Origin of the sequence: Mesorhizobium newzealandense, assembly GCF_042682145.1 — a bacterium.
In the GTDB taxonomy this organism is placed as follows: domain Bacteria; phylum Pseudomonadota; class Alphaproteobacteria; order Rhizobiales; family Rhizobiaceae; genus Mesorhizobium; species Mesorhizobium newzealandense.
Genome location: NZ_JBHUGZ010000005.1, coordinates 110607 through 132751 on the forward strand (window position 1 = coordinate 110607; position 22145 = coordinate 132751).

Below are 22145 nucleotides of genomic sequence, written 5' to 3' on the forward strand. Positions count from 1 at the left end.
AAGCCCAGGCACGCCACAAACAAAAACCCGGGCGCAGCGGCCCGGGTTTGAAGGAAGAGGGAAAGCCCTGTCAGGCAGCCTGCTCCAGGCTCGCCTTCCATTTTCCCAGTGCCGCCAGATGGTTCATATGGGCGCGGTGGGTGAAGGCGGCCTGACCGGCGGCGACGTTCGAGGCCTTGCCGCTCCATGCTTTCTGCGGGGCGGCCTGCAACGCGCGGCCATAGGAAAAGGTGAGCTTCCACGGGTGCGGCCCGATGGCGTTGATGGCGTTGAGGTTGGCGGTGGCTTCCTCGTCCTCCTGGCCGCCGGAGAGGAAGGCGATGCCCGGCACCGCCGCTGGCACGGTCTCGCGGAACAGTTTTATGGTCTTTTCCGCGACTTCTTCCGGTCTGCTCACCTTGCCCGACTTCTTGCCTGCCAGCACCATGTTGGGCTTCAGGATCGTGCCCTCGAGCACGACACGCGCCGCATGAAGCTCGTCATAGAGCTTGATCAGCGTCGCCTTCGAGATCTCGAAGCAGGTATCGATGTCGTGGGCGCCGTCCATCAGCACTTCTGGCTCGACGATCGGCACGATGCCGGCCTCCTGGCAAAGCGCCGCATAGCGGGCGAGCGCATGGGCGTTCGAGCCGATCGAATTGGCCGAAGGCACGCCTTTGCCAGTGTCGATGTCGATCACCGCGCGCCATTTGGCGAAGCGGGCGCCGAGCTTGTAGTAGTCGGCAAGGCGTTCGCGCAGGCCGTCAAGGCCCTCGGTGACGGTGTCACCGGGAAAACCGGCCAGCGGCTTGGCGCCGGCGTCGACCTTGATGCCGGGGATAGCGCCCGACGCCTTGATGATGTCGACCAGCGGCGTGCCGTCGGCGGCCTTCTGGCGGATCGTTTCGTCGTAGAGGATGACGCCGGAAATGTACCGGGTCATCGCCTCCCTGGCGCGGAACATCATCTCGCGGTAGTCGCGGCGGCTGTCGGCTGTCGATTCGACACCGATGACGTCGAAACGCTTCTTGATGGTGCCAGAACTTTCGTCGGCGGCCAGCAGGCCCTTGCCATCGGCCACGATCGCGGCGGCAATGTCTTCGAGACGTTCGCTCATTCTGCTTCTCCTGAAACGGTTGTTTCCGCGCTTAACGGAAGTCTACCGCCAAAGGAATGGCATCGGAAAGCTCGAATCGATTGAAAGTCTTGAGAGCCCCTGTCCGCTCTCCGTGTGTTGATAGGGTTGTTCGTTTTAGTCGCATTCCCTGCCAGCCAGGCGTTTCCGCCTGGCTGCAATTGCTTCAGTGCTTCAGCACGTCGACGCCGGGCAGCGGCTTGCCCTCCATCCACTCCAGAAAAGCGCCGCCAGCGGTCGAGACATAGGTGAAGTCGTCAGCGACGCCGGCATGGTTGAGCGCCGCCACCGTATCGCCGCCGCCGGCAACCGAGACCAGCTTGCCGGCCTTGGTGCGCGCCGCCGCGTGCTTCGCCGCCGCCACCGTCGCATGGTCGAAGGGCGCGATCTCGAAGGCGCCGAGCGGACCGTTCCAGACCAGCGTCGCGGCGCGGTCGATCCATTCGCCAATGGTCTTCACCGTTTTGGCACCGACATCGAGGATCATGCCGTCGGCCGGCACATCCGAGATGGCGACGGTTTCGCAGGCGGCACCCGCCTTGAATTCCTTCGCGACGACGCCATCGACCGGCAGGATGATGGCGCAGCCCGCCTCGGCCGCCTCGATCATGATCTGCTTGGCGGTGTTGGCCAGGTCATGCTCGCACAGCGATTTGCCGACATCGGTGCCGCGCGCGGCGAGAAAGGTGTTGGCCATGCCGCCGCCGATGACCAGCGCGTCGACCTTCTTCACCAGGTTCATCAACAGGTCGATCTTGGTCGAGACCTTGGCGCCGCCGACAATGGCAACGACCGGGCGGACCGGATTTCCCAGACCTTTCTCCAGCGCTTCGAGCTCGGCCTGCATGGTGCGGCCGGCGAAGGCCGGCAACAGATGCGCCAGCCCCTCCGTCGAGGCATGGGCGCGGTGCGCCGCGGAAAAGGCGTCGTTGACGAAAATGTCGCCACCGGCGGCAAGCCTTTCCGCGAAGGCCGGATCGTTCTTTTCCTCGGCCTTGTAGAAACGGGTGTTCTCGAGCAGCAGCACGTCGCCCTTGTCCATGGCGGCGATTGCGCTTCCCGCTGTGTCACCGACGCAATCGCTGGCGAAGCCGACGGGGCGGCCGAGCACCTCAGCCGTCGCCCTGGCGATCGGCTCCAGCGAGAATTCTGGCGATGGGCCATCCTTGGGACGGCCGAAATGGGCGAGCAGGATGACCTTGGCGCCCTTGCCGGACAGCTCGGCGATGGTCGGCGCGATGCGTTCGATGCGGGTGGCGTCGGTGACCTTGCCGTCGGCGACGGGCACGTTGAGGTCGACGCGCACCAGCACGCGCTTGCCGCTGATGTTGCCGATGTCGTCGAGGGTCTTGAAGGCGGCCATGCGGATTCCTTTCGCGAAAAATCGCCGGGACCATACCCCGCGCCAACGATGATGCAAGGCTTAGGCCGCGGCGGAAGCGAAATTTTGAAGTCCGTGCCAGCCTGGGCCGGCAGGCGGACGTGAGGCAGCTCGAACGAACGCCCGTGTCAGCTCTCGGGCGTCGCCTTTTCCGCCGTCGGCTCCGGCGCCGGTTTGTCGTCCGCCCGCGTCTCTGCCAGTTGCGTATCAGTCGGCTTGCGCCAGTTGCGGATAAAGGCAGAGAGACGGTCGCCGATTTCGCCGGCGCTCAGGAAAACCGGCACTCGCGCCACCGGCGCGGTCGGCTCGAAGGAAAGGCCGAGGCCTGTGATCTTGCCCTTGTCGTCGACGTCGCGGACGATCAGCTCGATCGAGCCGAGCAGCACGCGGTCGGCATATTCGGCATGGCCGCCGAGCCGCGTCGTGACCAATGCACCGACGGTGAGCTTTTGTTCCGCTTCGGTCAGGCCCGGCGCATAGGCCGCCTCCAGTTCGGCGGCGGAACGTGCCGGGTCGACGGCGAAAGCACCGAAGAAATCGGCATCCTCGGGGTCGACCACGGCGCGGCTGGCGAACAGCTTGTCGAGCAGGCGCGGATAGCGATCCGGCACGAAGATGTAGACCTGGTCGCCGGCGGCAAGCCGGCCCATATCCTGGAAGCGCATCGAGCGGCCGTCGCGCAACACCAGCGATGGTCGTGCCCAGCGCGGGATGCGCTCGCCGCGCGCCACCGGACTGCCGTGTGCGACGCGATAGGCAAGAAGCTCGTGATGGGCCGAGCCAGGCAATTCCAGCTCGACCTTGTCCAGCGGGCCAAGGCGGGCCGGCACGATCAGGCCCAGGCGGCGCGCCAGCGGCCCGACCGTCCAGCCCTGGATGACCAGCGACACCAGCACGATGATGAAGGCGGTGTTGAAGATGACGCGGCCATTTTCCAGGCCGCCGAGCAGCGGGGTGATGGCGAGCAGGATCGACACCGCGCCACGCAGGCCGACCCAGGAGACGAAGGCGACCTCGGGCCGCGGCAGACGGAACGGGATCAGGCAGAGCCAGACGGCGACCGGCCGCGCGATAAACATCAGGAACAGGCCGAGCGCTACCGCCGGCACCATGATCGCCGGAAACTGCGACGGCGTCGCGAACAGGCCGAGGATCAGGAACATGATGATCTGCGCCAGCCACGACATACCGTCCTGGAAGCGTTTCAGGATGGTGACGGCGCGGATGTCGGAATTGCCGGCGATCAGGCCGGCAATATACACCGCCAGGAAGCCCGAGCCGCCAATGGCGCCGGCGGCGGCAAAGATCATCAGCGACAAGGTCAGGACGAAGATCGGCAGCAGGCCGTGATCGAGATTGAGCCGGTCGACGAGGCGTACGATGGCGAGGCCGCCGAGCACGCCGACGATGGCGCCGAGGCCCATATTGACAAGGAAACCGAGGATCAGGCTGGCGACCAGCACATGGGCTTCGGGGTTGACGTGGGCGGCGATGATCTCGACCAGCGTGATGGTCAGAAAGATGGCGATCGGATCGTTGGTGCCGGATTCCACCTCGAGGGTGGAGCGCACCCGTTCGCGCAGATTGATCTCGCCGGCGCGCAGCAGGAAGAACACCGCCGCGGCATCGGTGGAGGCGACGGCGGCGCCGAGCAGGAAGGATTCCAGCCACGTGAGGTCGAGCAGATAGTGCGCGGCGGCGCCGAACAGGCCGGTGGTGAGAAGCACGCCGAAGGTCGCCAGCGACAGGGCCGGGCCTGCGGCCTGCCGCAAGGCGTTCAGCGGCGTGCCGAAACCGGAATCGAACAGGATGACGGCCAGCGCCAGTGAGCCGGCAAAATAGGCGATGCGGGCGTTGTCGAACTGGATGCCGAGGCCGTCTGTTCCGGTGGCCAACCCGATGCAGAGGAACAGAAGCAGAAGCGGGGCGCCGAAGCGGAAGGCGATCAGGCTCGAAAACGCGGCGGCGACAACAAGCGCGGTGCCGACCAGCGTGACGAGATAGATCGCATGCTCCATCTTGAAATCAGCCCCTCAAATTCGCCTGTCTCCTGGTTTACGGCAGAGTGGGGCGAAGACGTGACCAGTGCAAGGCGGCAGGGTGGCTTTTTGCCCTATGCCGCTGATTTTCGGGCGCTTTGGCGCTCAGGACACAATTTGAGAAGGCGCACGACGCTCTCATGAAAAACGCCCGGACAAAGCCAGGCGTTTCAGATCTCGAAAAGAAAGCGTTGCGATCAGGCGATGGTCTTGCCGAAGGCGACTGCAGTGTCGGACATGCGGTTGGAGAAACCCCATTCATTGTCGTACCAGGACAGCACTGAAACGAAGTTGCCGTCCATCACCTTGGTCTGGTCGAGCGCCATGATCGAGGACCGCGGATCGTGGTTGAAGTCGATCGAGACGTTCGGGTGATGGGTGACGCCGAGAATGCCCTTCAGCTTGCCGTTGGAAGCGGCGATGACCGCGTCGTTGATCTCCTGGACGGTGGTCGACCGCTTGGCAATGAACTTGAAATCGACGACCGAGACATTTGGGGTCGGCACGCGGATCGAGATGCCGTCGAGCTTGCCCTTGAGGTCGGGCAACACCAGGCCGATCGCCTTGGCGGCACCGGTCGAGGTCGGGATCTGCGAAAGTGCTGCGGCGCGGGCGCGGTAGAGATCCTTGTGCATGGTGTCCAGCGTCGGCTGGTCGCCGGTGTAGGAATGGATCGTCGTCATCATGCCCTTTTCGATGCCGACCGTCTCGTGCAACACGGCAGCCAGCGGCGCCAGGCAGTTGGTGGTGCACGACGCGTTCGAGATGACGATGTGGTCCTTGGTCAGCTTGTCGTGGTTGATGCCGTAGACGACGGTGAGGTCGGCGCCTTCGGCCGGAGCCGAGACGATGACGCGCTTGGCGCCGGCGGTCAGGTGGGCGGCGGCCTTGTCGCGGGCGGTGAAGATGCCGGTGCATTCGAGCGCGATGTCGATGCCCAGTTCCTTCCACGGCAGCTGGGTCGGGTCCTTGATCGCTGTGACCTTGAACGTTTCCTTGCCGACGGTGATCTGGTCGCCGGATACAGAGACTTCGTGCGGGAAGCGGCCATGCACGCTGTCGTAGCGCAAGAGATGGGCGTTGGTCTCGACCGGGCCGAGATCGTTCACCGCGACGACGTCGATGTCCTTGCGGCCGGATTCATGGATGGCGCGCAGGATGTTGCGGCCGATGCGGCCGAATCCGTTGATGGCAACTCTGACGGTCATTTTTCTCTCCCTGGGAGCTGGGGGCCAGACGATGGGTCCGCTGCTTCATAGCGGCGGAAGCGGAAAGAATCCAGCCGCAGCGACGTGGATTTAAATCGATTAGGTTGGGCCAGTCCGGCGAAATCGCCTTATGCGGTTTCGCCGGAGCATTCTTGTTTCATGCATGTCGTTCTCCCAAAACCGCGATACGCTTTTGGGCAACATGCATGGGCCTTACTTGCCGTGCAGGCGTGCTTCCGCTGCCTTCGCGGCTGCATCGGCGGTGATGCCGAAATGCGGATAGAGTTGCTCGATGGTGCCGCTGGCGCCGAAGCCGGTCATGCCGATAAAGATGCCATCGGAGCCGATGAGATGATCCCAGCCCTGGCGGATGCCGGCTTCGATCGCCATCTTCACCGGCGCGTTGCCGATCGTTTTCTTGCGGTAGTCGTCGCTCTGCTTGTCGAACAGTTCGAAGCAAGGCATCGACACGACGCGGGTCGGATGACCATGCTTTTCCAGCAATTCGCGGGCGGCGAGCGCGATCTCGACCTCGGAACCGGTGGCGAAGATCGTCACCGCGGCCTCGCCGCTGGCGGCGGCCAGTTCGTAACCGCCCTGGCTGCTCAGGTTCTTGGCGACGAATTCGGTGCGCACTGTCGGCAGGTTCTGGCGGGTCAGCGCCAGCGTCGAAGGCGTTGTTTCCGACTCGAGAGCGATCTGCCAGCACTCGGCGGTTTCCACCGCATCGGCCGGACGGAAGACATTGTGGTTGGGGATGGCGCGAAGGGCGGCCATATGCTCGACCGGCTGGTGGGTCGGACCGTCTTCGCCCAGACCGATGGAATCATGGGTCATCACGAAGATCGAACGGATGCCCATCAGCGAGGCAAGCCGCATCGACGGACGGGCATAGTCGGAGAAGCACATGAAGGTGCCGCCATAGGCGATGAGACCGCCATGCAGCGTCAAGCCGTTGATCGCGGCGGCCATGCCATGCTCGCGGATGCCATAGTGGACATAGCGCTGGCCGTAGTCGTCTGGCGTGATGTTCTTGGTCTGGCTGGTCTTGGTGTTGTTGGAGCCGGTCAGGTCGGCGGAGCCGCCGATGGTCTCGGGCACGGCGCCGTTGATGACTTCGAGCGCCATCTCGGACGATTTGCGGGTGGCGACCTTCGGCTTGTCGGCCGAGAGCTTCTTCTTGTAGTCGGCAATGACGGCATCGAAGTTGGACGGCAGCTTGCCACTGAGGCGGCGCTCGAACTCAGCCTTCAGGTTAGCATCGGCCTTGGCGAGGCGGCCTTCCCAGTCGGCGCGTGCCTTGACGCCGGCCTTGCCGGCGGTGCGCCAGGCGTCGAGGATGTCGGCTGGAATCTCGAAGGGCGGCGACTCCCAGTTGAAGAACTTTCGCGCACCGGCGATCTCGTCGGCACCGAGCGGCGAGCCGTGCGCCTTGTTGGTGCCGGCCTTGGTCGGCGCGCCGAAGCCGATGGTCGTCTTGCAGGCGATCATCGTCGGCTTGTCGGAATGGCGGGCGGCTTCGATGGCATAGGCAATCGCTTCGGGATCCGTGCCGTCGATGTGGCTGGCGTTCCAGCCGGAAGCCTGGAAGCGGGCGACCTGGTCGGTGTTGTCGGCGAGCGACACCGGGCCATCGATCGAGATGTTGTTGTTGTCCCAGAAGACGATCAGCTTGTTGAGCTTGAGGTGGCCGGCAAGCGCGATGGCTTCCTGGCTGACGCCTTCCATCAGGCAGCCGTCGCCGGCCAGCACATAGGTGTAGTGATTGACGAGGTCGTTGCCGAAGGCGGCGTTCATGATGCGCTCGCCGAGCGCGAAGCCAACCGAATTGGCGAGGCCCTGGCCGAGCGGGCCGGTCGTCGTCTCGATGCCGGTGGCGTGACCATATTCAGGGTGGCCGGCCGTCTTCGAGCCCAACTGGCGGAAATGCTTGATCTGGTCGATGGTCATGTCTTCATAGCCGGTCAGATGCAGCAGCGAATAGAGCAGCATCGAGCCATGGCCGGCCGACAGGATGAAGCGGTCGCGGTCGGCCCAGTGCGGGGTCTTGGGATCATATTTCAGGAAGCGCGTGAACAGCACCGTGGCGATGTCGGCGCAGCCCATGGGCAGGCCTGGATGGCCGGATTGAGCCTTTTCGACAGCGTCCATGGAGAGAAAGCGGATCGCATTGGCCATCCGGTCATGTTGTTCACGCGACGTCATGGTTCCTCCAGAATTGGGGGTTTGGGGGCTTGGGAGAGCCTTGAAAAGGGTGCGCGACACATAGCAGGCGCGGGGTTTTAGTCAACAAATCGGTGCGCATTTGCCGGTCTTGTGAAGCCGGCGGCGGGCCTACATTAGCGTTAGCAGGGGACAGTCGCGAGAGCTTTGTTGACGTTGCCTTCACCCGGTGCCTAATGTTTCGCGGATAACGCGTTCTGAACGCGAACGATTCGGTGATGGGCAGGGCACAGGACGAAGGCCATGACCGGGGAAGCCACACTCAAGGAAGTCATCGCGAGGCTGGGCAAGGCCATCGAGGGGCTGGAAAATGCCGTCGCTGCCAAGCTCGAGCACGAACGCGATTACTCGGAAGCCGAGGCCGAGGTGCAGCGGATGAATGCCGACCGCTCCCGGCTGGCGCAGGAACTCGACAATTCCGAAGCGCGCGCCGAAAGGCTGGAAGACGCCAACAAGGAAGTATCGCGACGGCTGGTGACCGCCATGGAAACCATCCGCGCTGTGTTGGACAGATAGGGGGCTGGACAGGTAGGCTCATGGCACAAGTCACGGTTTCCATCGACGGCAAGCAATATCGGATGGCCTGCGACGAAGGCCAGGAAGAGCATCTGATCGATCTTGCCGAACGCTTCGACCGCTATGTCTTGCATCTGAAGGACTCATTTGGCGAGATCGGCGACCAGCGGCTCACCGTCATGGCCGGCATCATGGTGATGGACGAACTCTCGGAACTGCAGAAGCGCGTCAAGGGAATGGAAAGCGAAGTGCTGACCTTGCGCAAGACCCGCGACGATGCGCTGACCAAGGCCGACAAGAACGACGGCGTGCTGACCAATGCGCTTGGCGCGCTGGCGCAGCGGATGGAAGACCTGACGGCGACGCTGGCGGTCGACAAGGCCTGAGGCGGCACGCAGCGTTTCTGTCCATCCCAAAAGCTCGCATGCGCTAGCGTTGCCCGTCGACAGCACAAAAATACTCGTTCTGCCGCCGACAAAGAGTTTCATATTATCTCGCGGTCACGATTTTTGCGCTAAGATGCGGCCATGCCGGAGCGTGGACGCCTCGATGGCGGCGTGATTTGCCGCCTCCCGTCCTCCCTGCTGGCGAGATTTGTTACAGGGGAGATGTGCCATGAGCCTTCGTATCAACGACATCGCGCCGGACTTCACCGCCGAGACAACGCAGGGGACGATCAAGTTCCATGAATGGATCGGTGACGGCTGGGCGATCCTGTTCAGCCATCCGAAGAATTTCACCCCGGTCTGCACGACCGAGCTTGGCACGATGGCCGGGTTGGAGGGCGATTTCAAAAAGCGCAACGTCAAGATCATCGGCATTTCGGTCGATCCGGTCGAAAGCCACGGCAAATGGCAGGACGACATCAAGACGGCGACCGGCCATTCGGTGAACTATCCGCTGATCGGCGACAAGGACCTCAAGGTCGCCAAGCTCTACGACATGCTGCCGGGTGGCGCCGGCGAGACGTCGGAGGGCCGCACGCCCGCCGACAACGCCACGGTGCGGTCGGTCTATGTCATCGGGCCGGACAAGAAGATCAAGCTGGTGCTTACCTACCCGATGACCACGGGCCGCAACTTCGACGAGATCCTGCGCGCGGTCGATTCCATGCAACTGACCGCCAAGCACCAGGTGGCGACGCCGGCGAACTGGAAGCAGGGCGAGGATGTCATCATCACCGCCGCCGTTTCCAACGAGGATGCAATCAAGCGTTTTGGCGCTTACGAGACCATCCTGCCCTATCTCAGGAAGACCAAGCAGCCGTCCGCCTGACCGCGACCCTTCGGAACGGTTTTTGGCTTTCTCGCTGTTGCGAGCGAAATGATACTTGACTGGGTCACCCGAGCGGACAACCATGCTCTTCTCGGGTGCCGGTAGAGAAAATCATTCCTGCCGACCAAAGTGCGCCGCGTTTGAACGGGTTCAGGCGACGCACTTTAGGTCTTTGTTTCTATGCATGTCGCTCTCCAAAACCGGGGCCACTTTGGGCGACATGCATCAAGGGTTGGGGAACCGAAATTGGACGTAGCTTTGGCCAGGCCGCAGGTCAGCGGCTTCTACGACAAGCCGACTGGGGCTATCCAGTATGTCGTAGCCGACTCGGCGACGAAGCGATGCGCCATCATCGATCCGATCCTCGACTTCGACGAGAAGTCCGGCGCCACGGCGACCGGGAATGCCGATGCCTTGCTCGACTTTGTCAGCGAGCAGGGGCTGAGCATCGAGTGGATCCTCGATACCCATCCGCACGCCGATCATTTCTCGGCGGCACATTACCTGAAGCAGAAGACCGGAGCGCCTACGGCGATCGGCGACAGGATCGTCGACGTCCAGAAACTGTGGAAGGCGATCTACAACTGGCCGGAATTTCCCGCCGACGGTTCGCAGTGGGACAGGCTGTTTGGCGAAGGCGAGACCTTCCGGGTCGGCACCCTTCCGGTCAAGGTGCTGTTCTCACCTGGCCACACGCTGGCCTCGATCACCTATGTGATCGGTGATGCCGCCTTCGTCCACGATACGCTGTTCATGCCTGACAGCGGCACGGCGAGGACGGACTTTCCCGGCGGCAGCGCTGCGCGGCTGTGGCACTCGATCCAGGACATTGTGGCGTTGCCGGACGAGACGCGCGTTTTCGTCGGCCATGACTATCAGGCTGGTGGGCGCGAGCCGTTGTGGGAAAGCACGATCGCCGAGCAGAAAGCCGGCAACATCCACCTCGTTGCCGCGCGCACCGAGGCTGATTTCGTCGCCCTGCGTGAAACCCGCGACAGGACACTGCCGATGCCGAGGCTGATCCTGCATGCGTTGCAGGTCAACATGAATGGCGGACGGCTGCCGGACCCGGAAGCCAATGGCCGGCGGTATCTAAAGTTTCCGCTCGACACTTTTGGGTCGCCGCATTGGCGCTAATCCTGTTTTGTTTCTGCCGCAGTTGATCTGCGTGACGGTACCGGCTCGATGCTGCCGCTTACACCGCGGTGACTGGCAGCGCGTGGTCGTAGTTCAGGTCGGCAATTTCAGCGGGATTGCCTGCCCAGATGACCAAGGGATCGCCAATCTTGCGAACAATGCACGCGCTCAACATAAAGGCCGGCTGATCTCCCAATCCCTTGAGCGCGTCGACAGGAAAGTCGGGAACAACAGAGGCGTTGTGCCAATGATCGGCGCGAACCATTTCGAATCCGGTGTGGACATTAAACAGTCCGGTCCAAGCATATTTGGAGAATCGGAAGAAGTCCCACGGCTCCTCGTGAATCGGCCAGGTCTGGTGGCTTTGGATATAGGCGATGCCACCTGGCTTGAGCGCCCGATTCAGTTCCAGTGCCGCCTTCCAAGGCATTAGCAAATGTTCGAAGGTCGAGGCAGAAAAAGCAAAATCGAATCGATTGTTCAATTCCACCGGCAGATTGTGAGCATCGCCGACAACATCGACGTTTGGGCCAGCCATGATATCCAGCCCAACATATTTCAGTTTGGGCACGAACATATCGCGCCGTGAAATTCCACTTCGGGCGCGGCTTCCGATTTCCAGAATTGCTTGACCTTCCTGGGCGTCCCGAATGATCTGCCTGAAATCAACAAAAATGGATGACGCCTGCATTTGCTGCTCGAGCGGAACCGTCGTGATTTCAACGATATGGAGTTGCTTGCCGTCCCTTATCGCGACGACAGTACCATCTGCGAGGTCGATGGGTTCCGGCACATGAAAAATGGCCATCCAGCCCCATTCTCCGGCCGATTCACCAAACACATCGACGACGTCCGGGCGGGGCATGGGAACCGACGCACCTTGGTGCTCGATGCCATTGACCACTAGAACCGGCTTTCCTGTTTCAGACCAGCCAATCACGACCAACGATCCGAGAAGTTGCCTAACCGAATCGATAGCAAAACGCATGATAAGCTCCATCCATGATGGTGCTTATAGGGGCGCTCACTGTCACAAGGAAGGCCGGTAACGCGCCAAGGCCGGTATCGCGAGCGTCCAACTCGCAGGGTTTCGTGCCCGGCAGACCGGCCTGATGCGGCGCCAGTTTCCTGACGCCGCCGTTGTGTTTCGTTGCCGAAGCTGGCCTTACCCCGCCGGGTGGACCTCGATGGTGCGCAGCGCCTGGGTCTGGCGCTTGGCGGCGGCCTTGACCGCGTCCTGCACCTTCTCGAAGGCGCGCACCTCGATCTGGCGCACGCGCTCGCGGCTGATGTCGAACTCGGCCGACAACTCTTCCAGCGTCAGCGGCTCCTCGGCGAGGCGACGGGCCTCGAAGATGCGCCGCTCGCGCTCGTTGAGCACGGCAAGAGCGCCCGACAGCATGCCGCGCCGGTTTTCCAGCTCGTCCTGCTCGATCAGCATCTCTTCCTGGCTTTCGTGGTCGTCGACCAGCCAGTCCTGCCATTCGCCGGATTCGCCTTCGCTTGCCCGGATCGGGGCGTTGAGCGAGGCGTCGCCCGACAGGCGGCGGTTCATCGACACCACTTCGGCTTCGGAAACGTTCAGCCTTGTGGCGATCTCGGCGATCTGGTCGGGCTTGAGGTCGCCGTCGTCGAGCGCCTGGATCTTGCCCTTCACCTTGCGCAGGTTGAAGAACAGGCGCTTCTGATTGGCGGTCGTGCCCATCTTGACCAGGCTCCACGAGCGCAGGATGTACTCCTGGATCGAGGCCTTGATCCACCACATGGCGTAGGTCGCGAGGCGGAAGCCACGCTCGGGTTCGAATTTCTTCACGGCCTGCATGAGGCCGACATTGCCTTCCGAGATCACTTCGCCGATCGGCAAGCCATAGCCGCGATAGCCCATGGCGATCTTAGCGACGAGCCTGAGGTGGCTGGTGACGAGCTTGTGCGCGGCGGAGGTGTCCTCATGCTCGGCATAGCGCTTGGCGAGCATGTACTCTTCCTGCGGCTGCAGCATGGGAAAGCGGCGGATTTCTTCCAGGTAGCGGCTGAGGCCGCCTTCGCCGGAAACGATACTGGGTAGTGACTGGGCCATGATAGCGCCCCCTCTCTATTGGAGTGATGCCCCCGAAACGCGGCGGGCATGTGACGCGAGCACCAAAAGGCTCGCCCGCGACATCAAATCTTATACAGGAACAAAACCAGAAAAGACAGGCGTTTGTTCAACACGAAACAGTGTGTCACGCTGAAGTGAACAATGCCAGTCAGGTTTTTTGATGGCTAGCTTGAAGCTTGTTGGTGACCGGTTCAGAGCTTGCGAAAGCCGCCGACGAGTTCCTCCATGTCCCCCGGTAACGGCGCCTCGAACCGCATCGTTAAATGGGTAGCCGGGTGGCGAAATGCAAGGAGCCAGGCATGCAAAGCTTGCCGGGAAAATGCCTTGACCTGGCCTTTCAGCGGTTCGGGCAGCCGGTTGGCCTTGGTGCGGAAAGCTTGGCCATAGTCGGGGTCGCCGATCACCGGATGGCCGATATGCGCCATGTGGACGCGGATCTGGTGGGTGCGGCCGGTCTCGAGCCGGCATTCGACCAGGCTGGCCGTGGCGAACTCCTGCTGCTCGACGCCGAAGCGCTCCCGCACGGCGAAGTGGGTGACGGCATGGCGGGCGTCGTCGCGCCCTTCCGGGACCACCGCGCGGCGCACGCGGTCGGCGGCGCGGCCGAGCGGTGCGTCGACCGTTCCCGTCGGCCTCTGCGGTATGCCCCAGACCAAAGCCAGATAGGCGCGTTCGAGATCGCCGGTCAGGCCGTGATCGGCGAAGGCTTCGGACAGCGACTTGTGGGCGCGGTCGGTCTTGGCGACCACCATGACGCCGCTGGTCTCCTTGTCGAGGCGGTGAACGATGCCCGGCCGGCGCACGCCGCCGATGCCGGAAAGGCTGTCGCCGCAATGATGGATCAGCGCGTTGACCAGCGTGCCGGTCCAGTTGCCGGCGCCGGGATGCACGACAAGGCCCGCCGGCTTGTTGATGACGATCAGTTCGTCATCCTCATGGAGCACATCAAGCGCGATGTTCTCGCCCTGCGGCTCAGCCGGCTCCGGCTCCGGCATGGTCATCGAGACGCTTTCGCCCGGCGTCATCTTGCGTTTGGTTTCGTCGACGGGCTTGCCGTCGACCGAGACCGCGCCCTGCCGGATCAGCATCTGCACACGGCTGCGCGACATGTCCGGGCCAAGGCTCGCCGCCAGCCACTGGTCGAGGCGCTGACCGGCCGCATCCGCGCCCGCCACCAGCACGGTGGGTGCGGCCGCGATGAATTGGTCCTCTATCAATTCAGGGGCCTCTTCGCTATGAGCGCTCATTGAAAAACCGTTCCGGACTATTTGCCATGGCCAGCCCAATCGCCGAGGAAGACCAGGAGAAACCGCTCGACCCCGACGTCGAAAAGGTGCGCAGGAAACTCGTCCGCTTCGTCGGGATCAATCTCGGCCTGCTGTTCCTCGCCCTTATGGTGGTGATCGGCGCCCTTGTCTACAAAGCGCGCAACGCACCGCCGGCGAACCCGCCGCTGGCCGGTGACATCCAGGTGCCGGCCGGCGAGCCGGTCAGCGGCGACATCGTGCTGCCGGTCGGCGCCAAGGTGGTCAGCCAGTCGCTGTCCGGCAATCGTGTCTCCATCGACGCCGAGCTTGCCGACGGCAGCCGCACGATCTTCGTCTACGACATCGCCGAACGCCGCCTGATCGGCCGTTTTGCAATCCGCAACAAATGAGCGGCAGCAACCAATGAACAGGTCTCAGGGATGACCGGGTTTGCCGAGCATCGTCGTGTCGCGACCGTCGCGCTGGTCGTCGCCAGCTATGACGAGGCGATTGCCTGGTATGTCGAGCGGCTGGGCTTCCTGCTCGTCGAGGATGTCGATCTCGGCGGCGGCAAACGCTGGGTCACGGTGGCGCCGGCCAACGGGCGGGGCGCCATGTTGCTTCTGGCCGAGGCTTTGGACGAGGCACAACGGAAAAGCATCGGCAACCAGACCGGCGGCCGTGTCTTCCTGTTCCTCGAAACCGACGACTTTGCCCGCGACCATGCGGCGATGCTGGAGAAAGGCGTCGAATTCCGCGAGGCGCCGCGCTTCGAGCCCTATGGCACGGTGGCGGTTTTCGCCGATCTGCACGGCAATCTCTGGGATCTGATCGAGCCGAAACGGTAAGCCTGCCATCGGTTTTTCCGCGATGCGGTAAAGCGGCCGAACCCCAGTTGCTTTTTCCCAGCCGTCAGCCTATATCGCCGGTTCTTGAACGCGCCCATCGTCTAGCGGTCAGGACACCGCCCTCTCACGGCGGGAACAGGGGTTCGATTCCCCTTGGGCGTACCAACAAAAACAAGTACTTACCGATCTCCCCGTGGTTTCGTTGCCGGTTTCGTTGAAAGCGGCTCGGTGCCTCCTTCTCGATTCTCATGTCTTTCGGAGCCAGGGCTAGCCGTGGCTTTGACGGAACACACGGGCGCTGCGCGTGCAAAAATATTTTGACGCCCTGGGATCGGTCGCTGGCGCACGCCGAAGCTATTGATTAAAAACAATAATTTTCCGACATACATTTTCTGTATGTCGAAATAAAGTAAAGACTGAATTTCGACATACAAAACCGAAGGTGTTGAAAGTAAAAAAGCATGTTGTATAGTGACGGTCACACAACGTCTATTGACGGATTGGAGACTTCACCAGTGCACAAGCGAAAGCCGGTCGAATTTGCCGCCCAGTCTGCGGCCCTCACTGTCGACGAGACGGCGGATTACCTTCGGGTCTGCCGCTCGACGGTCTACAAGCTGTTTAAGGACGGCGATATCGTGCCGGCCAAAGTTCGTGGCCGAACCTTGGTCAGGCGCATCGATGCCGATGCCTTCCTCGACCGTTGCGTTGGTGCCGCTTGATGCCGTCTCGGGCAGAACGTCGCCGCCGCGGCAGGATGACCGTTCTCGATCGTCCGCCAGTATTTTGCGATCTACGGCCTGTCACTGTGTCGGACCTTATGCCGGGCGAAGCCATGGTACCGGGTATGCAGTGGCTCGTAGCTCGCGGTGCCAACGAACAGGGCTTGCCCGGCGATATGTTTTTTGAGATCCCGCTGAACCTGCCACCCGAGAAGCGCGCGAATACCGGGCCCAACGTCAAAGCAGCGATCGAGGCGCTCCGTGGGTCAGCCGAGTTCCGGCAGATGATGGACAAGTACTGTTGGTACGCCCCGGCAGCAGGCGAGTCCGGCCGTTCCGAGGGACACGCTCAAGTGGCCTAAGCGCCACCAATCTATCTGACGACCAATCGACCTCTGGGAAGTGAAAACAGAAACGTCGGCCGCGTCTGGAAACGCGAGCCGACGAGAAGGTCGAATTATGGATACTGGTAACATACTACCTCACAACGGCGTTGACAAGTTCCAGCAGTTCCTGGCGTCAATAAAGCCTGCTCCGCCCGCCGCCGCCCCATCGAGCGTGGTCAATTCGCCCTTCAATGAGGCGGCGGACGCAATGGTGGCCGGCGGCTATTTGCCATTCCTCCGCCCGTGCCTACCGTCAGGTGTCACCTTCACTGCCTGGGACAGGTCAGAGAAGCAGGTGGTCGAAAAGGTAAGCGATGGCAAGGTGCCGGGCGAGCTCTCGGATGGCCGATGGAAGGCAATGGCCGATTGGCCAAACCGAACTCCGTCCGAGGACGATGTGGCTGTATGGCGGTCTTGGCCAGGTGCCGGCATGTGTCTCGCAACTGGCACGGTTGCGGCACTCGACATCGACATCAAGATCAGCCCGGCAGAAACCGGTCCGGAGGCAGATCGCGGTCGCGCGCTCGTTGCCACGATCAAGCGGCTGACCGCGGAAGCGCTCTGCCTCGGGGTCGATAGCCTTCCGATGCGCTGGCGCGAAAATTCGACCAGCTGCATGATCTTGGTGAAGTTAGCCGAGCCGCTCGGCAAGCGACGATTGCAGTTGGTCGACACCGCAACTGGCCGGGAATACGCGATCGAGTTTCTGGCGAAGGGTCAGCAGATTGTCGTATCGGGATCGCATGCATCAGGCGCGCGCGTTCAATCGTCATTGCCGAACGTTCGGCTTGATGCGTTGCCCATCATGGAAAGCGCGAAGCTGGACGCTCTTATCCCCGCTATCGTCGAAGCCGCAAAGCCATTGGGCTTCAGCTTGACGTCGTCTACGGCCAGCATCGGCCGTGACCAAAAGGCGCCCTATCCGCCTGCGGTGGCGGTGCTCCGCGAGATCATGGCGCGCCGAGCGGATTGGGTTCCATCGATAGTCCCCTGCTCTCCTAGCGCGGACCGTGAGTGGCGGATTTCCTCTGCTGATCTGGACCGCGATCTCGAAGAAGACTTAGCCGTGTTTCCGGACGGCATTCACGACCACGGGGCAGAGCGGACCCACACGCCGATCTCTCTCATTCGGGAATTCGGTGCGGTGGCTGATGACGGCTCCCTCTACTTCGGAGGCAGCCCAGAATATGGTTCTCGCGACGGACAGCCTTTTGCCGCGATCGGGGATCCTGACCCGTCGGTTCGGCGCCCGACGGAAGGCCAGGCCCTGACTTGGCTTTGCAGGAAATTGGCCGGCGATCAGTTTCCGGCGTTTCCCGCAGATGCAACATGGGCGACTTCTCAGGCCCTGCTTGCGAAGGCAGTAGGCCTACGATGGGACGCCGTGCAAGCCGTCAGGTGGTTCGAAAGTGAGGCTGGCGACAATCCGGCGAACTGGCCGATTGAGAAAGTTGGAGCAGAAGCCGGTTATCTGGCATCTCTTGGCGCTGTCGATCCCAGTGCGTTCAAAAGTCTTGCGTTCGCGCATGACATGAGGGGCGTCGATTTGGACGCGCTTGTGGCGGACCATCGGGCGGCTGTCGCATCGGACTGCGTGCCTTTGGCAGTCGCAGACCAGTCGGACGATCTCCCGGAACCATTCGATATCTTCGCCCAGGATGACCCCGCCGACCTATCGACGCTGCCCCCGGATTGTCTGCCGCCAATGCTGCTACGATGGGTGCAGAGCGAAAGCCGGCGCAAGGGTGCGCCCGAAAGTTTTGCAGCGTTGGCAGCCGTGACGGTCGCATCTGCCGCCGTTGGTGCTTCACTTCACATCCAACCCAAGGCGCTCGACACCGGGTTTGTTCAACCGGCCGCCATATGGGCGGCAATTGTCGCCGAGCCTGGCCGCGGCAAATCGCCGGTGATCAGTGCCGCAGAGAAGCCGCTGCGAGACCTCGACGCCGAATGGTACGCGGCCGGCAAGGGCCGACACGACCAGTGGTCGGCGGCGATGCAGGCGCATCGCAAAAAGCCGAAAGACAACCCCGATCCCGGACCCGAGCCTATTATCCGGCGCATCGTCGTCGATGACATCACCTTGGAACAACAGGTTCGCGTACATTCCCAGAACCCCCGTGGGCTGCTGCGCGCGCCGGACGAGTTGCTTGGGTTCTTCGGCTCTCTCGGTCAATACAAGAAGGGCGCTGAGGGCGATCGAAGCCAGGCGTTGCGATTGTTCGAGGGTAGACCGATTTCGGTTGATCGAGTTGGCGGGGGCTCGATCCGAGCGGATCGAGCCTTGATGGCGGTCATAGCCGGGACGCAACCGCAGAAGCTGGGAGAGATCGCGCGAAACCTTGGCGCCGACGGCATGCTCCAGCGCTTCCTTTTTGTCGTCGACGACGAGGCCGAGCGCTACGCTATGGATGAAGAACCGGATCGGGAAGCTGGCGGCGCCTACGCGCGCGCCATTCGTACATTGGCGACCACGGATTTCCCGTTCTCGACACCATTGCGAATGAGCCCTGACGCACAGAAGGCCTTTCGTGAGGCATCCACGGTGATAGGCCGGCTTAGGGGCGTGCCTGGCGGCTCGGCAGCGTGGCGCGGCCATCTGGATAAGTGGGGCCTCTTTCTGCCACGCCTCACGCTAACCTTTCACGCGTTGGAGAATGCCTTCGCTTTAGAGGGAAGCACCTTTAGGTCCGAGATCAGCGTGCAAACGGTCGGCCGGGCGGTGAACTTCGCCAGGTTCCTGCTTCGCCACAGTCTCCGCCTCTACCAAGAGTTTTTCGCACCTGATGTCGCGGCCAGCGAGGCTAGAGCAGTCGCCGGCTATCTGCTGACGCGGGCGGACCTGGAGACCGTCACGCCGCGAACCATTTCTGACGCTCGCAAAGAACTCCGCTTGGATCGTCGGAAACTCCTGGCCGTGATGGCTGAACTGGAGGGGGCCGGCTGGTGCGCTGTGACGGAGCGTTCTGCCGACGGTCCGTCGCGTTGGCGCATCAATCCGAAAGTCCACCATCGGTTCCACGCCCAAGCAGCCCGTGAGAAGCAGGAGCGTTCGGGTCGGAGGCAGGCAATCGAAGCGGCGGGGCAAGCTAGGAAGTGGGTCAATTCAGACAAAATGTCCGAAGGAGATGGCCATGCGAATTGAAAGCGCGGCAAACGCGGCATGCGTACGCGAAGAGATAGTTTGCATCTCGACCCTTTTTTACCATTTCCACTATCTGGATATCGGTATGTCTCTTACGCGCGCACAAGCCGCGTTTGCCGCAGTGGTTCGAGGTGGACAATTTGTCGGTGGCGTAAGGCTTAGCGTCTCTGACAGGGCGGTTCGCTCGATACCTCATCAGTGCGTAACTGGAGATCGGCCGTGAAGCGCGCCGGCACGCCCGAGCGGCCGGGTGGATGGCGAGGCAGCGCGGCGCAGATCGCCGTCGGCCGCGCTTCGATCATGCGATGGAACAGCATCCGGCATTTGCAGCCCCGATGCGGCGCTGCCCGGAAGCGCGACGGGGAGCCTTGTCAAAATCTCGCCATGGGGAATGGGCGATGTCGCTGCCACGGTGGAAGGACGCCCAAAGGCGACGGGTACCATCTGCCCGTATGGCCCGACGGCAAAGCGCCAGGCGCAATGACCAAACTCAATAAGAAGCTGAACGCGCTGGATCGCGCCGCGGCGAAACGAGCTAAGAGGATCGCCGCCTTTACACCAGAGCAACGCCAACGATATGACGCCTGGCGACGTACTCATAAACCCGGACCCGCCGCGGTGCGAGACCGCGCCAAGGCCGAGCGCCAGCAGGCTGCGAGCGTCCGCAAGATGCTGTCGGAGTCACGGCCAGAGACGGCACCGAGCGATGAGCAGGCAGAATTGGAAAGGCTGCTCGCCGATCGAAAGGCCGAGCTCGCTCGCGCCATTGCCAAGAAACAGACCAACGATCCAGGAGCCTTCGGATGAGCACGAAAAACGAGAACGAAACGCCGGAGCAACTGTTCGAACGCGTCGACAGGAGATTGCGAACCGAGGGGCTGGAGGCGGCGGTTAACGGTCTGATCCGTGTGTGCAAGGACGAGAAATCCCCGCCGCCAGCGGTCGCAACTGCAGGCGTCGCATTGCTTCGCGCAAACGGGGTATTGGTCGACAAGTCATCGGGCGGCAAGAAAGACAAGGATCCGAGCGAGATGACAGGTGACGAGCTTCAGGCGGCGATCGATCGGCTGAAGCATGCCGCTCGCGAGGCTGTGGAGTCTGTACAGGATGCTGCGGACGACAGGGCGAGCGCGTTCGATTAAGTGGCGCCTTCGAGTTGGCGCTATAGCCCGTATCCCATAGAGGGGCCTGTGCTGCGAACTGGGTTCTGAGTGGCCTCGCGAACGGCCTGTCTTATGACTGGTTCCAATGCCGCGGCCAATCTCCGGGCCGCTTCATCTTTTTGAGCTTCCGACTCATTGAAAGAAGGGTGATGAGCCGAAGTAGCGAGCCCAAAGAACGCTAGTACGCAGAGCACGGAAAACAGCGCGATCACGGCCAGCGATGTCGCTATCACGATCTCTGCCACCATTGCCTCCCTGCACCGAATTCAAGTTCCGCCTGGCGCCAATGTCAAGTGCTGTAGCGCCGTGCGCCATCCGCTCAGTCGGCTGTTAGATGGAATCCGGGTCGATTTCTGCCAGCCCCCTTTTTCGCCGATGTGCATTGACAGCCTCCAAGGTTAGCGAGGCAGGCAATTGCACGTGCAGAACTTGGAGGTCCGACGAGTAACGGCGGCTTCGCCCGTTCAGAACCGGCACGCTCCAGATTTCGACATAGTTCATGCCTGGCTCGCCCGCACGCTCCGTTCTAAGTGTCCGGCACCAAGCGTGCCAATCGGGTAACTCGTCCAGCGGGACGACCGTCTGCATCAAAAGCATGGTCTCATCAGCGTCCGGAACCTGATCGGGATGGAGCCACGACCAATGAGCCGCGCCAAGTTGGTCGAGGGCGTATCCGTCGCGGTGCATCGCTATTTTCCTTTTTCCTTCGCTCGCCGGTCCCTTTCGAACTGTGAATTCTGGCGCGCTAGGAAGATACGCCTAGCGAGCACGCCAGGATCCTCGAGCTTCGGCTCGGCACTCTTTTTCGGGCTCGCGGCGATCGGCGGCTTCGCCTTGCGCTTTAGCCTTTCCAAATACTCTTCCAAGTCGGCTTCCTCGATCATCACCGGCCGGCCGGGGAGATAGGCCAACGCGCCGGTCACCCGAAGACGTTTCACCTTGGACACCGAGCAGCGCAGACGCTCGGCGACCTCTTCTTGGGTCAAAAGACTGCTCACTGTTGGCATTTTGTCCCTTTCCGACACTAGATAAAAAGATGTTGCGGATACATTGGGATGTCAAGCGGATATTATCGTGATATTTTTGAGTACAGATCTGTTGATCTGGTGTTGATAGTTTGTAGGTTGTTTGTCGATTGTCGATTATTTATCAATATATTATCGCCTATAAGGCCGATGTCAGAAATTAACCTTGACTAATGTTTGGAATTGCAATTAACTTGGCTTGGGTTTAGCGACCCGATTGCACGCGGCTCGGAAGCACCCGATAGGCTTTCACCCGCTCGAAGAATTGGTCCAGGGTCCGCACGGCATGTCCAGGGCGCGCAAGCGCCTAAAACCGCGCGGAACCGTCGTGCACGGTTCGCTAAACCCTGGATCAACTCCTTTAGCGAGGCTCTGCACATGTCGAACGTAATCTCTTTCGCAACCCAAAAGCCCATCGTCAGCGACGAAGCTTCGTTTGAAATCCTTGATTGGGCCGATCCAATCATGCGCAACTACACGCGAGAAATAGGCCGCGTGACTGTCGACGGACTCGTGCCGATCGCCGTAGCCGAAAGGATGAAAGCGATGTGCGACGAATGGAACGCAAATCGGCGTGCGGCCAACTGAAGCTTTGCGACAGCGCACAGGAACAGCAAG

Annotated in this window: 21 protein-coding genes and 1 tRNA gene; 12 read left to right on the plus strand and 10 right to left on the minus strand. The window is 61.8% G+C overall.

All coding sequences use genetic code 11. The annotated features are described in order from the left end of the window. Positions 1–70 precede the first annotated feature (70 nt). The 5 genes from ACFSOZ_RS07725 to tkt all read right to left on the minus strand — a co-directional run bounded on the left by ACFSOZ_RS07725 (position 71) and on the right by tkt (position 7947). The gene (locus ACFSOZ_RS07725) at positions 71–1096 is read right to left on the minus strand and encodes a class I fructose-bisphosphate aldolase (protein ID WP_379095534.1); all 1026 of its coding nucleotides are present in this window, start codon (positions 1094–1096) and stop codon (positions 71–73) included. A gap of 184 nt (positions 1097–1280) precedes the next feature. Next, the gene (locus ACFSOZ_RS07730) at positions 1281–2477 is read right to left on the minus strand and encodes a phosphoglycerate kinase (protein ID WP_379095536.1); all 1197 of its coding nucleotides are present in this window, start codon (positions 2475–2477) and stop codon (positions 1281–1283) included. A gap of 146 nt (positions 2478–2623) precedes the next feature. After that, the gene (locus tag ACFSOZ_RS07735) at positions 2624–4513 is read right to left on the minus strand and encodes a potassium/proton antiporter (protein ID WP_379095539.1); all 1890 of its coding nucleotides are present in this window, start codon (positions 4511–4513) and stop codon (positions 2624–2626) included. 218 nt (positions 4514–4731) lie between these two features. Continuing rightward, positions 4732–5742: a type I glyceraldehyde-3-phosphate dehydrogenase gene (gene gap, locus ACFSOZ_RS07740; protein ID WP_379095542.1), complete on the minus strand. Its 1011-nt coding sequence runs from the start codon at positions 5740–5742 to the stop codon at positions 4732–4734. 213 nt (positions 5743–5955) lie between these two features. After that, positions 5956–7947, minus strand: a complete 1992-nt coding sequence (gene tkt, locus ACFSOZ_RS07745; protein WP_379095545.1) for a transketolase — start codon at positions 7945–7947, stop codon at positions 5956–5958. Between the two features lie 261 nt (positions 7948–8208). On the opposite strand from tkt, the gene ACFSOZ_RS07750 reads away from it, so the two are divergent. From ACFSOZ_RS07750 to ACFSOZ_RS07765, 4 genes are all read left to right on the plus strand, one after another. Further along, positions 8209–8481: a DUF4164 domain-containing protein gene (locus tag ACFSOZ_RS07750; RefSeq protein ID WP_013529251.1), complete on the plus strand. Its 273-nt coding sequence runs from the start codon at positions 8209–8211 to the stop codon at positions 8479–8481. A gap of 20 nt (positions 8482–8501) precedes the next feature. Further along, positions 8502–8867: a cell division protein ZapA gene (locus tag ACFSOZ_RS07755; protein ID WP_379095547.1), complete on the plus strand. Its 366-nt coding sequence runs from the start codon at positions 8502–8504 to the stop codon at positions 8865–8867. 229 nt (positions 8868–9096) lie between these two features. Beyond that, entirely contained in the window at positions 9097–9756 is a 660-nt protein-coding gene (locus ACFSOZ_RS07760; RefSeq protein ID WP_379095550.1) for a peroxiredoxin, read from the plus strand. A 246-nt stretch (positions 9757–10002) separates the two neighbouring features. After that, positions 10003–10893: an MBL fold metallo-hydrolase gene (locus ACFSOZ_RS07765; protein WP_379095553.1), complete on the plus strand. Its 891-nt coding sequence runs from the start codon at positions 10003–10005 to the stop codon at positions 10891–10893. 58 nt (positions 10894–10951) lie between these two features. Here ACFSOZ_RS07765 and ACFSOZ_RS07770 read toward each other — a convergent pair whose 3' ends face one another. The 3 genes from ACFSOZ_RS07770 to ACFSOZ_RS07780 all read right to left on the minus strand — a co-directional run bounded on the left by ACFSOZ_RS07770 (position 10952) and on the right by ACFSOZ_RS07780 (position 14238). Beyond that, on the minus strand, positions 10952–11881 hold the full coding sequence (locus tag ACFSOZ_RS07770; protein ID WP_379095556.1) for a class I SAM-dependent methyltransferase: 930 nt from the start codon (positions 11879–11881) through the stop codon (positions 10952–10954). A gap of 177 nt (positions 11882–12058) precedes the next feature. After that, on the minus strand, positions 12059–12970 hold the full coding sequence (gene rpoH / locus ACFSOZ_RS07775; RefSeq protein ID WP_379095558.1) for an RNA polymerase sigma factor RpoH: 912 nt from the start codon (positions 12968–12970) through the stop codon (positions 12059–12061). A 212-nt stretch (positions 12971–13182) separates the two neighbouring features. After that, positions 13183–14238, minus strand: a complete 1056-nt coding sequence (locus ACFSOZ_RS07780) for an RluA family pseudouridine synthase (protein ID WP_379095561.1) — start codon at positions 14236–14238, stop codon at positions 13183–13185. A 26-nt stretch (positions 14239–14264) separates the two neighbouring features. Between ACFSOZ_RS07780 and ACFSOZ_RS07785 the strand changes: the two genes are divergently transcribed. From ACFSOZ_RS07785 to ACFSOZ_RS07815, 7 genes are all read left to right on the plus strand, one after another. After that, positions 14265–14648 carry a fimbrial protein gene (locus tag ACFSOZ_RS07785; RefSeq protein ID WP_379095564.1) on the plus strand — a complete coding sequence of 128 codons (384 nt, stop codon included), beginning with the start codon at positions 14265–14267 and terminating at the stop codon, positions 14646–14648. A 30-nt stretch (positions 14649–14678) separates the two neighbouring features. Then, positions 14679–15086 (plus strand): VOC family protein, encoded by a 408-nt coding sequence (locus ACFSOZ_RS07790; RefSeq protein ID WP_379095567.1) that lies wholly within the window; start codon positions 14679–14681, stop codon positions 15084–15086. Positions 15087–15176: 90 nt separating this feature from the next. Then, positions 15177–15251: transfer RNA gene (locus ACFSOZ_RS07795), tRNA-Glu, on the plus strand. A gap of 350 nt (positions 15252–15601) precedes the next feature. Next, positions 15602–15808, plus strand: coding sequence for a helix-turn-helix domain-containing protein (locus tag ACFSOZ_RS07800; RefSeq protein WP_379095570.1), 207 nt, complete (start codon positions 15602–15604; stop codon positions 15806–15808). A 459-nt stretch (positions 15809–16267) separates the two neighbouring features. After that, positions 16268–19339 (plus strand): DUF3987 domain-containing protein, encoded by a 3072-nt coding sequence (locus ACFSOZ_RS07805; RefSeq protein WP_379095572.1) that lies wholly within the window; start codon positions 16268–16270, stop codon positions 19337–19339. Positions 19340–19558: 219 nt separating this feature from the next. Beyond that, entirely contained in the window at positions 19559–20146 is a 588-nt protein-coding gene (locus ACFSOZ_RS07810; protein ID WP_379095575.1) for an HGGxSTG domain-containing protein, read from the plus strand. Further along, positions 20143–20481, plus strand: coding sequence for a hypothetical protein (locus ACFSOZ_RS07815; protein WP_379095578.1), 339 nt, complete (start codon positions 20143–20145; stop codon positions 20479–20481). Before ACFSOZ_RS07810 ends, ACFSOZ_RS07815 begins: the two co-directional genes overlap by 4 nt. A gap of 351 nt (positions 20482–20832) precedes the next feature. Here the strand turns inward: ACFSOZ_RS07815 and ACFSOZ_RS07820 are convergent, their stop codons facing one another. Continuing rightward, the gene (locus ACFSOZ_RS07820) at positions 20833–21189 is read right to left on the minus strand and encodes a hypothetical protein (protein ID WP_379095581.1); all 357 of its coding nucleotides are present in this window, start codon (positions 21187–21189) and stop codon (positions 20833–20835) included. A 2-nt stretch (positions 21190–21191) separates the two neighbouring features. After that, positions 21192–21509 (minus strand): helix-turn-helix domain-containing protein, encoded by a 318-nt coding sequence (locus ACFSOZ_RS07825; RefSeq protein WP_379095584.1) that lies wholly within the window; start codon positions 21507–21509, stop codon positions 21192–21194. A 396-nt stretch (positions 21510–21905) separates the two neighbouring features. Between ACFSOZ_RS07825 and ACFSOZ_RS07830 the strand changes: the two genes are divergently transcribed. Further along, complete coding sequence (locus ACFSOZ_RS07830) at positions 21906–22115, plus strand: hypothetical protein (RefSeq protein WP_379095587.1); 210 nt, start codon at positions 21906–21908, stop codon at positions 22113–22115. Positions 22116–22145 lie beyond the last annotated feature (30 nt).

Bases quoted from the DNA above. Each gene is read 5' to 3' on its own strand.
- ACFSOZ_RS07725 (WP_379095534.1), bottom strand. From the start codon at position 1,096: ATGAGCGAACGTCTCGAAGACATTGCCGCCGCGATCGTGGCCGATGGC.
- ACFSOZ_RS07730 (WP_379095536.1), bottom strand. From the start codon at position 2,477: ATGGCCGCCTTCAAGACCCTCGACGACATCGGCAACATCAGCGGCAAG.
- ACFSOZ_RS07735 (WP_379095539.1), bottom strand. From the start codon at position 4,513: ATGGAGCATGCGATCTATCTCGTCACGCTGGTCGGCACCGCGCTTGTT.
- gap (WP_379095542.1), bottom strand. From the start codon at position 5,742: ATGACCGTCAGAGTTGCCATCAACGGATTCGGCCGCATCGGCCGCAAC.
- tkt (WP_379095545.1), bottom strand. From the start codon at position 7,947: ATGACGTCGCGTGAACAACATGACCGGATGGCCAATGCGATCCGCTTT.
- ACFSOZ_RS07750 (WP_013529251.1), top strand. From the start codon at position 8,209: ATGACCGGGGAAGCCACACTCAAGGAAGTCATCGCGAGGCTGGGCAAG.
- ACFSOZ_RS07755 (WP_379095547.1), top strand. From the start codon at position 8,502: ATGGCACAAGTCACGGTTTCCATCGACGGCAAGCAATATCGGATGGCC.
- ACFSOZ_RS07760 (WP_379095550.1), top strand. From the start codon at position 9,097: ATGAGCCTTCGTATCAACGACATCGCGCCGGACTTCACCGCCGAGACA.
- ACFSOZ_RS07770 (WP_379095556.1), bottom strand. From the start codon at position 11,881: ATGCGTTTTGCTATCGATTCGGTTAGGCAACTTCTCGGATCGTTGGTC.
- rpoH (WP_379095558.1), bottom strand. From the start codon at position 12,970: ATGGCCCAGTCACTACCCAGTATCGTTTCCGGCGAAGGCGGCCTCAGC.
- ACFSOZ_RS07780 (WP_379095561.1), bottom strand. From the start codon at position 14,238: ATGAGCGCTCATAGCGAAGAGGCCCCTGAATTGATAGAGGACCAATTC.
- ACFSOZ_RS07785 (WP_379095564.1), top strand. From the start codon at position 14,265: ATGGCCAGCCCAATCGCCGAGGAAGACCAGGAGAAACCGCTCGACCCC.
- ACFSOZ_RS07790 (WP_379095567.1), top strand. From the start codon at position 14,679: ATGACCGGGTTTGCCGAGCATCGTCGTGTCGCGACCGTCGCGCTGGTC.
- ACFSOZ_RS07805 (WP_379095572.1), top strand. From the start codon at position 16,268: ATGGATACTGGTAACATACTACCTCACAACGGCGTTGACAAGTTCCAG.
- ACFSOZ_RS07815 (WP_379095578.1), top strand. From the start codon at position 20,143: ATGAGCACGAAAAACGAGAACGAAACGCCGGAGCAACTGTTCGAACGC.
- ACFSOZ_RS07820 (WP_379095581.1), bottom strand. From the start codon at position 21,189: ATGCACCGCGACGGATACGCCCTCGACCAACTTGGCGCGGCTCATTGG.
- ACFSOZ_RS07825 (WP_379095584.1), bottom strand. From the start codon at position 21,509: ATGCCAACAGTGAGCAGTCTTTTGACCCAAGAAGAGGTCGCCGAGCGT.
- ACFSOZ_RS07830 (WP_379095587.1), top strand. From the start codon at position 21,906: ATGTCGAACGTAATCTCTTTCGCAACCCAAAAGCCCATCGTCAGCGAC.